We start from the raw sequence: 11116 nt of genomic DNA on the forward strand, positions 1-11116 counted from the left end.
AATAACAAAAATGAACTTATTCAACGTTTACCCATTATACGACATAACTCCAGTAAAAGCAGTAGATTGTACAATTATTGACGACAAAGGAGTAGAATATTTAGACTTATACAGCGGACATGGTGTGATTTCTATCGGACACACACAGCCGGATTATGTAGCAAAATTAAAGAATCAGATAGATAATTTAGGTTTTTATTCGAATGCCATTCAGAATCCTTTGCAGGTGGAATTAGCTCAGAAGTTAGGAAAACTTTCTGGTCTTGAAGATTACGAATTGTTTTTATGCAGTTCTGGAGCTGAAGCAAACGAAAATGCTTTAAAATTAGCTTCTTTCCATAACGGAAAATCAAGAGTGGTGGCTTTTGATAATTCTTTCCACGGAAGAACTTCTGCAGCCGTTGCCGTTACTGACAATAAGAAGATTGTTGCTCCAATAAATGCACAGCAAGTAGTTACTTTTTTACCTTTAAACCAAATCGAATTGGTTGAAGCTGAATTAGCTAAAGGAGATGTTACAGCAATAATTATCGAAGGAATTCAAGGAGTTGGCGGTTTAGACCAAGGAACAACAGAATTTTTCCAGGCTTTAGAAAAAGCATGTAAAAAACACGATGTGGTTTTAATTTTAGACGAAGTGCAATCAGGATACGGAAGAAGCGGGAAATTCTTCGCTTTCCAGCATCACGGAATCAACGCTGATATTATTTCGGTTGCAAAAGGAATGGGGAACGGTTTTCCGGTTGGGGCGATTTTAATTTCTCCAAAATTCGAAGCTAGTTTCGGATTATTAGGAACTACTTTCGGCGGAAGCCACTTGTCTTGTGCAGCAGGAATTGCAGTTTTAGATGTAATTGAAAAACTAGATTTACAGAAAAATGTAAATGAAGTTTATGAATATTTCTTAGAAAAAATCAAAGAAGTTCCTGGAATCAAACAAGTAAAAGGAAAAGGCTTAATGCTTGGGGTTGAGTTTGATTTTGATGTAGCCGCTTTAAGAAAGAAATTAATCATCGAAAAACACATTTTTACAGGAAGCGCCAACAACAAAAATCTGTTAAGAATTTTACCGCCTTTGACTGTGAAAAAAGCTGATATCGATACATTTGTAAAAGCTTTAAAAGAAAGTTTAGAAGAATTAAAAAACTAAACATAATACTATTATCCTAACAGGTTTCCAAAACCTGTTAGGTATATAAATAAACTTGGAAATATTCAAGAATCAAACCTAACAGGTTTTTGGAAACCTGTTAGGATGAATAAAGTTTCGATAAAAAAGAAACAACCAAAAAACAACCAACCACTTGAAATTATGAAACCATTATCAATTGAAACACGCAATGCGGTTTTGCAGACTATGGCAAAGCTGGTCGAGCAGGAGCGGAATGAGATAATCCTGACCAATCAGGAAGATCTTGCCGATTACGACGGTTCTGATTTAGCGATGGAAGAACGCCTGAAAGTAGATGATAAAAAAGTCGATGAGATGATTTTATCATTAAACCAACTAGCTTCTCAGGAAGATCCCGTTGGCGTTGAGCGTTTTCATTTTACTCATGATAATGGAATTAAAGTGGTCAATAAAACCGCAGCTTTCGGAACGATTTTAATTATTTACGAATCACGTCCAGACGTTACAATCGAAGCAGGCGGAATTGCTTTTAAATCTGGAAATAAGATTTTATTAAAAGGAGGAAAAGAATCTTTAAAATCAAATTTGAAAATCGTAAGTTTTTGGCATAAAGCTTTGGAGGAAAACGGAGTTTCAAAAGATTGGGTGGAATATCTGAATTATAACAGAACAGAAACTCAAGCTTTCTTAGAAAAACCAACTCAAAAAGTTGATTTAATAGTTCCAAGAGGTGGAGAAAAATTAATTGAGTTCGTAAAAGCGCATGCCACTTGTCCCGTAATTGTAAGCGGACGCGGGAATAATTTTGTTTACGTTCATGAAGATGCAGACACAGATTTAGCTTTAAAAGTAATTTTAAATGCAAAAACAGCTAAAATATCAGCTTGTAATGCATTAGATAAAGTTTTGATAAGTTCTAAGCTTCCAAATTTTGAAGGTTTTACAGCAATGTTAATCGAAGCTTTAGTAGAATCAAAAGTGGAAGTTATCGTAGATAAATCATTAGCAAATTTCGAAAATACTAAAACACTTCAAAATGAAGATATTTGGTACGAAGAGTTTCTAGATTATAAAATCGTAATCGGAACCATTGATTCTCAGGATCACGCCATTGATATGATTAATAAATACTGCGGAGGACATTCTGCGGCAATTATTACGAGAGACGATGAAACTGCACAGCAGTTTATGGAATCGATTGATGCAGCAGCTGTTTACCAAAATGCATCAACCCGTTTCACAGACGGAGGACAATTCGGTCTTGGCGGAGAATTAGCAATAAGCACTGATAAATTGCATCAAAGAGGCCCAATTGGACTTCAGCATTTGGTAACCAATAAATGGTACGTGTACGGAGAAGGACAAATTAGATAATTTTAGATTTTAGATTGATGATTAACGATTTTTGATTTAAAATTATTGAAATTTAACTATAGATAAAGCTTTGCGAACTTAGCGTTTGTAAACACAAACTATATCAAAAAACCTTGCGCCCTTTGCGGTTAAAAAACAAGACATGGCAAAAAAAAGGATTTTATTAAAAATAGGAAGTAATACTTTAACCAAAGAAACCAATCATATTTCGCGGGGAAAGATTGAAGACCTCGGCATACAGATTGCAGCTTTAAACGACGAATATGAGTTTATCATAGTAAGTTCGGGAGCAATTGCAGCAGCAAAGCAATTTGTAAAGCTAGATAATCAGGATAAAGATGTTTTTGTGAAACAGGCTTTAGCTTCAATAGGACAGCCTCATTTAATGCGGATTTACAATGAAAATTTTAAGGATTTAGGATTAAATACGTCGCAGTGTTTACTTTCTTATTCTGATTTCGAAAAAGAACAGACCAAAAAAAACATTGTAAATACCATTAATGTATTAGTTAAAAACAATTACATTCCGATTATCAATGAAAATGATACCGTTGCGACAGATGAGATTCGGTTTGGAGATAATGATAAATTAGCGGCTTTAACAGCGGTTCTTTTAAATGTTGATATTCTGATAATTGCTACGAATACAAACGGAATTTATACAAAAGAATCAATTCATGATGAAAATCCGGAAACAATAAAATTAGTGAATGATTTAAAAACGCTTGAAAAAGAAATAGGCGAATCAAAATCATCGCACGGAACAGGAGGAATGCAGTCTAAAATAGAAGCAGCGGCAATTTCAAAAGCAGCAAATATAGAAACGTGGATTGTAAATGGACTGAATGATAATTTTATTCTGCGGGCATTGAAAGGCGAAATTCCATTTACGAAAATTTTATAGCAACGAATTCACGAATTATTCTTTTTAATATTTAAACGAAATATTAATTCGAATTCATTCGAAAAAAAACGCAAAGATTGAAAAAATAATTCGTGAATTCGTGGCGGAAAAAACAACTAAAAAAGCAAAAAACAAATGAACTATATTTCAATAAAAGACATCAACTCATTATCAAAATGGGTAAAACAAGCGATTAAAATCAAAAAGAATCCGCTTAAAAATCAAAGTTTAGGAAAGAATAAAACTCTTGGAATGTTATTCTTTAATCCGAGTTTGAGAACGCGTTTAAGTACTCAAAAAGCGGCAATGAACTTAGGAATGAACGTTATGGTAATGAACTTTACCAATGAAGGATGGACATTGGAGTTCGAAGATGGAGCAGTTATGAATTCTGGCGCTTCAGAACATATTAAAGAAGCTGCAGAAGTAGTTTCGCAATATTGTGATATTATTGCCATTCGTGCTTTTGCAGGTTTGGTTGACAAGGAAAAAGATTATCAGGAAACTGTAATTTCAGGATTTTTAAAATACGCTACCGTACCAATTGTAAACATGGAAAGTGCGGTTCGTCACCCATTGCAATCGTTAGCAGATGCCATCACAATGGAAGAATTCAAAACGAAACACAAACCGAAAGTAGTGCTTTCCTGGGCACCACATCCAAAAGCCTTACCGCAGGCAGTTGCCAATTCATTTGTAGAAATGATGCAGATGCAAAAAGACATGGATTTTGTAATAACGCACCCAGAAGGTTATGAATTAAGTCCAGAAATCACACAAGATTGCAAAATTGAATACGACCAAAATAAAGCTTTTGAAAATGCTGATTTCGTTTACGTGAAAAACTGGAGTAATTTCAACGATTACGGAAAAGTAACCAACAGCGATCCAAATTGGACCGTTACGGCTGAGAAAATGGCTTTAACCAACAACGGAAAATTCATGCACTGTCTTCCTGTTCGTCGTAACGTAATTGTAAGCGACGAAGTTCTTGATGGAGAAAATTCAATCGTAATCGAGCAGGCAAACAACAGAACGTATTCAGCACAATTAGTTTTACAAAAGATTTTGAAGAAATTGTAAATTAAAGTAACAAAGAAACAAAGTTACAAAGTGACAGAGGTTGAAACCTTGCTAAAAAACTTTGAAACTTTGTCACTTTGTCTCTCTGAACCTTAAAGATAATGAATGTATCAGTAATAAAAATAGGTGGAAACATCATCGATAATCCGGCAGAATTAGAACAATTTTTAACCGATTTTTCTAAAATTGAAGGTTATAAAGTTTTAGTTCACGGGGGTGGAAAATCGGCTACGAAAATGGCGCAGAGTATTGGTTTGGTTCCGCAAATGATTGACGGACGCCGAATTACAGATGCTCCAATGCTTGATGTTGTGGTCATGATTTACGCAGGACAAATCAACAAACATATTGTAGCTCAATTGCAGGCAAAAGACAATAATGCAATTGGTTTTTCAGGAGCTGACGGAAATTTAATTCAGTCCACAAAAAGAAACCATCCAACAATCGATTACGGATTTGTAGGCGATGTAAAACAAGTTAATACCAAATTACTGGCAACTTTATTAGAAGCAGGAGTTGTGCCTGTTTTCTGCGCGATTACACACGATAAAAATGGACAATTGTTAAATACTAATGCTGATACAATTGCAAGCGAATTGTCAATTGCTTTATCGAAAGTTTTTGATGTTACACTCACTTATTGTTTTGAAAAACAAGGTGTTTTGCAAGATTCAGAAGATGATTCGTCTGTAATTATAGAAATCAACGAGACATTATATAATAAACTAAAAGAAGAAAAAGTAATCCATTCCGGTATGATTCCAAAATTGGATAACTGTTTCAATAGTTTGTCAAGAGGCGTGCAGAAAATCAAAATTGGACATCACAGAATGCTTCAAAATTCAGATATTCCGCATACAACGATTACATTATAAAAAATGTTGCCACGAATTGACATTAATTTTTGCTGTTAAAAGAGAAAATAATTTTAGAAGAACATTAAAAAGTTCATTTTGATTTTAAATCTGTGATAAAAAAAATAATTTGCGAAAATTCGTGTAATTAGTGGCAAAAAAACGGAGTTGCGCGGTACTTTTAAATATTAATTTAAGAAATTTGCGCCAATTAAATTTAGGTTAAGATTGACTATAGTGACACAAGTTTAGAGAAAACTTAGAACCTTAGAATCTTAGCATCTCAGTACCTAATAGAAATGAAAAATATAGATACGCTTACCCACGAAGCAATTAGTTTATTAAAAAGCTTAATCGAAACCCCTTCATTTTCAAGTGAAGAAGATCAGACGGCTCTTTTAATCGAAAATTGGTTCAATCAGAATGAAATTCCTTTCAAGAGAGAAAACAACAATGTGTGGGCTTTCAACAAATATTTCGACGAAAATAAACCAACACTTTTACTAAACTCACATCACGATACCGTTCGCCCAAATCAGGCGTATACCAACGATCCATTTAAAGCGATTGAAAAAGACGGAAAGTTATTCGGATTAGGAAGTAACGACGCAGGAGGATGTTTAGTTTCATTACTAGCAACCTTTGTACATTTTTATGAAAATCAAAACCTTTCGCACAATATAGTAATCGTAGCTTCAGCAGAAGAAGAAAGCAGCGGGAAAAACGGTTTAAATAGTGTTCTAAAACATTTACCAGAACTGGATTGCGCTATTGTAGGAGAGCCAACTTTAATGCAGTTAGCAGTTGCCGAAAAAGGTTTATTAGTTTTAGATGTAAAAGTAAAAGGAACTGCAAGCCATGCCGCACATCAAAATGATGATAATGCTTTATACAAATCAATTCCGGTAATAGAATGGTTTAAAAACTATAAATTCGACAAAATTTCAGACGTTTTAGGTCCCGTAAAAATGACTGTAACGCAGATTAATGCAGGAAAGCAGCACAATGTTGTGCCTTCAGAATGTGATTTGGTTGTTGACATTCGTGTAACAGATCGTTATACAAATCAGGAAATTTTGGAAGTTGTAAAAGCAAATGTAAATGCCGAAGTAACGCCAAGATCGATGCATTTAAATGCATCTTCTATTCCAGTTACGCACGGTTTGGTTCAGGCTGGAATTGCCTTAGGAAGAACAACTTATGGTTCGCCAACACTTTCAGATCAGTCAGTTTTAAGCTGTCAGTCTTTGAAATTAGGACCGGGAGAAACGTTGCGTTCGCATTCAGCAGACGAATTTATTTTTGTAAAGGAAATTGTAGAAGGAGTCGACCTGTATATCAAAATACTAACCGATTTCTTTAAATTATAATAAAAGAAAAACCGCCACGAATTCACGAATTGTTTTTTACTATTTAAACGAAATATTAATTCGAATTAATTTGAAAAAAAATAATCGCAAAGATTTGAAAAAATAATTCGTGAATTGCTTCGCCAGTTCGCTAGCGCTCGAGTTGTGGCAAAAAAATATGACCTATGAAACTTTGGGAAAAAGGAATACCAACAGATAAACAAATCGAACAATTCACCGTTGGAAACGACCGTGAACTGGATTTAGTTTTAGCAAAATATGATGCTTTAGGTTCAATCGCGCACGCCAAAATGTTGGGTCAGATTGGTTTATTGACTGCTGAAGAAACAACATCTTTGGTTGATGCTTTAAACGAAATCATTGCAGATATTGTAGTAGGAAATTTCGAAATCGAAGATAGTTTTGAAGATGTACATTCTAAAATTGAATATCTTCTAACTGTAAAATTAGGCGATGCAGGAAAGAAAATCCACACCGCGCGTTCTCGTAACGATCAGGTTCTAGTAGATGTTCATTTGTATTTAAAAGACGAATTAAAAGCCATAAAAGAGCAGGTTAAAACGCTTTTTGACTTGTTGATGGAATCGGCAGAAAAACATCAAAATGTATTATTGCCAGGTTACACGCATTTACAAATTGCAATGCCATCGTCATTCGGAATGTGGTTTTCAGCTTACGCCGAAAGTTTGATTGACGATATTACAATGCTAAACGCTGCTTCAAAAATTGTAGATCAGAATCCGTTAGGATCTGCTGCAGGTTACGGAAGTTCATTTCCAATCAACAGAACATTTACAACACAGGAATTAGGTTTTGAAACCTTAAAATACAATGCAGTTGCAGCGCAAATGAGCCGTGGGAAAGCTGAGAAAACTGTTGCTTTTGCCATGACAAGTGTTGCAGGAACATTGTCAAAATTTGCAATGGACGTTTGTCTGTATATGAGTCAGAACTTTGATTTTATTGGTCTTCCGGCGCATCTTACAACAGGTTCAAGCATTATGCCTCACAAGAAAAATCCCGATGTTTTCGAATTAATCAGAGGAAAATGCAATAAGATTCAGGCGCTTCCATACGAAATCACTTTGATAACCAATAATCTTCCAAGTGGTTATCACAGAGATTTACAGCTTTTAAAAGAAGGTTTGTTTCCAGCGATTCAAACTTTAAAATCTTGTTTGGATATTGCTATTTTTTCTATAAAAGATATTACGGTTAAAGATCATATTTTAGAAGATAAAAAATATGATTATTTGTTTACTGTAGATACTTTAAACGAAATGGTTGTTGAAGGAATGCCTTTTAGAGATGCTTATAAAGCTGTTGCTGAACAATTAGAATCAGGAACGTATCAATCTCCAAAAGCGACAAAACACACGCACGAAGGAAGTATCAATAATTTGTGTTTAGTGCAAATAAAGCAAAAAATGGAAGCAGCTTTGTAATTCCTATTTATCAAAATTTTAAACCGATTTGTAAATTGTTGCAAATCGGTTTTTTTATTTCTTTAAAATAAGTATTTCTACTTTAAGAAAATTCGACCTAATTCTCTAAATTTGAGAATTGATCATTTTTAAATTAAAAATATGACGCAATTTGACGGGCAGGCCACGCAGCAACTTTTTGAGAAAAATCTAATAACGGAAAATCAGTTTAAGGAAATTAAAGAATATAGAAGTCTCAATATTTTTTCATTAAATGTAGAATTAAAATTATTGCTTTCTATTTCGGTTTTAATGTTCACGTCCGGAATTGGAATTCTTATTTATGATAATATTGACAGCATTGGACATATTGCACTTTTGGCCATTTTGTTTGCTCTTATTTGTGGTTGTTTTTATTATTGTTTTAAAAACTCCAAAGGTTTTCAGAAAACAGAAACTACAACAGAAAGTCATTTCTTAGAATATATCGTTTTAACAGCAAACGTTCTTACCTGTATTTTTATAGGATATCTTCAGGTTCAGTATGAAGTATTTGGAACTCATTATGGTTTAGCAACTCTGGTTCCTACAATCGTCAGTTTCTTTTGTGCTTATTATTTTGATAATAAAAGCGTTTTAACCATTGCAGTTACAGGTTTGGCGGCTTACGTTGGTCTTTCGGTAACACCGCAGGATATTTTCAATGGCAATAATAATTTTTATGCCAATCAAAGTTTGAGTTATTCAGCAATTATGCTTGGTGTTTTATTGATTTTATGGACTGTTTATAGTTTTAAAATTAAATTAAAAACGCATTTTACTTTGGTTTATCTCACATTTGCTCTGCATATTATCAGTATTGCTTCTATAAGTAATTTGTACAGTTATGATTTAAGCTGGATTCTTTTTAGTTTAGTCTTGGCCGTTTCCTCTTATTACTTTTATAAAGTCAGTCATCAGCTTAAGGCAATTTCACTTTATGTTTTTATGATTATTTATGCCTACATCGGGTTCAATATTTTTCTTTTTAAAATATTTGAGCATGCTGATTTTGATGATATTTGGGTTTTATTTGTAATGCTATTGCCGGCATATTTTATCGGTTCGATAGTATTATTTATAAAACTGATTAAAAAATTTAATAAAGAAATAGCAGAATGATAGTACACGATAAAGAATTGCTTAATAATTTATTTTTAACTGAAGAGGCTGATTCTCTTGAAAGAGGAGGATTTATCAGCAAAGAGCAAAAGAAAATTATTAGAAATGAACTGTCTTCATTTAAAATTCAAAATAATATTTTAGTTCGTTTAGGATTTTTTCTACTAGGGACATTTCTCTATTCATCGATTTGTGGTTTTGTTTCTTTAATTGGACTATCTGCAGAGGGGTATTTTTTTAAAATTTGCTGCTTTCTTTTCGCAGGAATTGGTATTACCGGTGCTGAATTTTTAGCAGGAAATAAATATTACCGACACGGATTAGACGATGCTTTTATTTTGGGAATAATTTTAAATGTAGGATGTGCTGTTTTTATCTTGACAGAAGATTTTAAAACGGGCTTAACTCCTGCTATTTTTATTGCAATTGCATCTTTTTTAACTTATAAAAGATATCTCCATTTACTATCTATGGTTATATTTTGCTTAGCTTCATCAGCAGTTTTATTTTTCGGAATGTTTGAGATAGGAGATATTGGCAAAACAATTTTGCCTTTTGCAGTAATGCTGGTTTCGGCAGGATTTTATTTTTTTACTAAAAACAGAATCAAGAACTTAAAAGAAGTTTATTATTACAATGGACTTTTATTAGCCAATAGTTTTTGTTTGATTCTATTTTATCTTTCCTGCAATTATTTGGTTGTAAGAGAACTTTCTGCAGAACTTCTGGGAGTTGACGTTAAGCCTGGTCAGGATATTCCATTTTCTTATTTCTTCTACGCCTTCACGTTTATTGTGCCGGCTGTTTATTTGTTTCGGGCGTTAAAAACGAAAGACAGAATAATGTTGTGGATAAGTTTTGCAACATTAGCTTTTACTGTTTTTACAATCCGATTTTACTATTCAGTTTTACCAATTGAAGCAGCATTGACTATTGGTGGATTAATATTATTTGGAATTGCATTTTTCTCTATTCAAAAATTAAAAAATAAAGAATCGGGACTAACTTTTAAACCAGATAGAATCAATCATTCAACCGCTATTTTAAATGCAGAAACTTTAATTGTAGCTTCAGCTTTAGGCATGAAACCTGAAGTAAAAGCAGAATCTCCAATGGAATTTGGAGATGGAGGTTTTAGCGGTGGAGGATCTGGAGGAAGTTTTTAAGTTTAATTATGAGTTATGAGTTGAACGCTATTTGAATTAAAATTAGATTTGACGTAAAAAATCAAAATCCTGAAATTTCAGGATTTTGATTTTGTTGTAGTCTAAGTTGAGTAATAACTCATAAACTCATAAATTTATAACTAATAGCTTAGATCTTGCTTTTTAAAGCTTCTGCATCAATGTCGCTGTGCGAAACATCATAAACCGCTTTTCCGTTTTTAATTAAAATCAATTGTGGTGATTCGTGATAAACTCCAAATCTGCTGGCGATATCATTTGAAATATCGCGATGCGCAATTAAATCCAGAAAATAAGCATCAACAACTTCTTCAAGATCAAATTCTCTTTCAAATTGTTTTAACGCCATGCGGCTGATGCTGCATCTTGTGCTGTGTTTAAAAATTACAACAGGTTTTTCATATGATATCGCTTCAATTTCCATTAATTGTGCAATATCTGTTAATTCTGTCCAGTTCACTTTACTTTTTGGAGCTTCTGAGTTCTCTGAACTTCCGAAAATTGAATTAAAAAAACTCATATTTGGCTTGTTTTAGGACTTTTTGACACTTAAAACTGATTAAAAACAGATTTTTCGCGTCATTTTGTCTTTGTTTTTACTGTGGAATATAATTTGAATATTCAAAAGCA

The 11116-nt window shown here is 33.4% G+C and carries 10 protein-coding genes; 9 read left to right on the forward strand and 1 reads right to left on the reverse strand.

From position 1 onward, the window contains the following. Nucleotides 1-10: 10 nt before the first annotated feature. The 9 genes from BUC29_RS05750 (at nt 11) to BUC29_RS21470 (ending at nt 10468) form a co-directional block, all read left to right on the forward strand. The gene (locus BUC29_RS05750) at nt 11-1150 is read left to right on the forward strand and encodes an aspartate aminotransferase family protein (RefSeq protein ID WP_073414240.1); all 1140 of its coding nucleotides are present in this window, start codon (nt 11-13) and stop codon (nt 1148-1150) included. Nucleotides 1151-1312: 162 nt separating this feature from the next. Continuing rightward, nucleotides 1313-2506: a glutamate-5-semialdehyde dehydrogenase gene (locus BUC29_RS05755; RefSeq protein ID WP_244160777.1), complete on the forward strand. Its 1194-nt coding sequence runs from the start codon at nt 1313-1315 to the stop codon at nt 2504-2506. Nucleotides 2507-2648: 142 nt separating this feature from the next. Beyond that, on the forward strand, nt 2649-3410 hold the full coding sequence (gene proB / locus BUC29_RS05760) for a glutamate 5-kinase (RefSeq protein WP_073414243.1): 762 nt from the start codon (nt 2649-2651) through the stop codon (nt 3408-3410). A gap of 135 nt (nt 3411-3545) precedes the next feature. Then, entirely contained in the window at nt 3546-4493 is a 948-nt protein-coding gene (locus tag BUC29_RS05765; protein ID WP_073414245.1) for an N-acetylornithine carbamoyltransferase, read from the forward strand. Between the two features lie 101 nt (nt 4494-4594). Further along, on the forward strand, nt 4595-5368 hold the full coding sequence (argB, locus tag BUC29_RS05770) for an acetylglutamate kinase (protein WP_073414247.1): 774 nt from the start codon (nt 4595-4597) through the stop codon (nt 5366-5368). A 278-nt stretch (nt 5369-5646) separates the two neighbouring features. Next, nucleotides 5647-6717 (forward strand): M20 family metallo-hydrolase, encoded by a 1071-nt coding sequence (locus BUC29_RS05775; RefSeq protein ID WP_073414249.1) that lies wholly within the window; start codon nt 5647-5649, stop codon nt 6715-6717. Between the two features lie 164 nt (nt 6718-6881). Beyond that, nucleotides 6882-8162 (forward strand): argininosuccinate lyase, encoded by a 1281-nt coding sequence (gene argH, locus BUC29_RS05780; RefSeq protein ID WP_073414251.1) that lies wholly within the window; start codon nt 6882-6884, stop codon nt 8160-8162. A gap of 141 nt (nt 8163-8303) precedes the next feature. Further along, on the forward strand, nt 8304-9302 hold the full coding sequence (locus tag BUC29_RS05785) for a DUF2157 domain-containing protein (protein WP_073414253.1): 999 nt from the start codon (nt 8304-8306) through the stop codon (nt 9300-9302). Further along, on the forward strand, nt 9299-10468 hold the full coding sequence (locus BUC29_RS21470) for a hypothetical protein (RefSeq protein ID WP_073414255.1): 1170 nt from the start codon (nt 9299-9301) through the stop codon (nt 10466-10468). Before BUC29_RS05785 ends, BUC29_RS21470 begins: the two co-directional genes overlap by 4 nt. Nucleotides 10469-10616: 148 nt before the next feature. Here BUC29_RS21470 and ytxJ read toward each other — a convergent pair whose 3' ends face one another. Next, nucleotides 10617-11006 carry a bacillithiol system redox-active protein YtxJ gene (ytxJ, locus tag BUC29_RS05795; RefSeq protein ID WP_073414258.1) on the reverse strand — a complete coding sequence of 130 codons (390 nt, stop codon included), beginning with the start codon at nt 11004-11006 and terminating at the stop codon, nt 10617-10619. Nucleotides 11007-11116: the final 110 nt, after the last annotated feature.

The sequence above is a fragment of the Flavobacterium defluvii genome (genome assembly GCF_900129555.1).
Lineage (GTDB): Bacteria > Bacteroidota > Bacteroidia > Flavobacteriales > Flavobacteriaceae > Flavobacterium > Flavobacterium defluvii.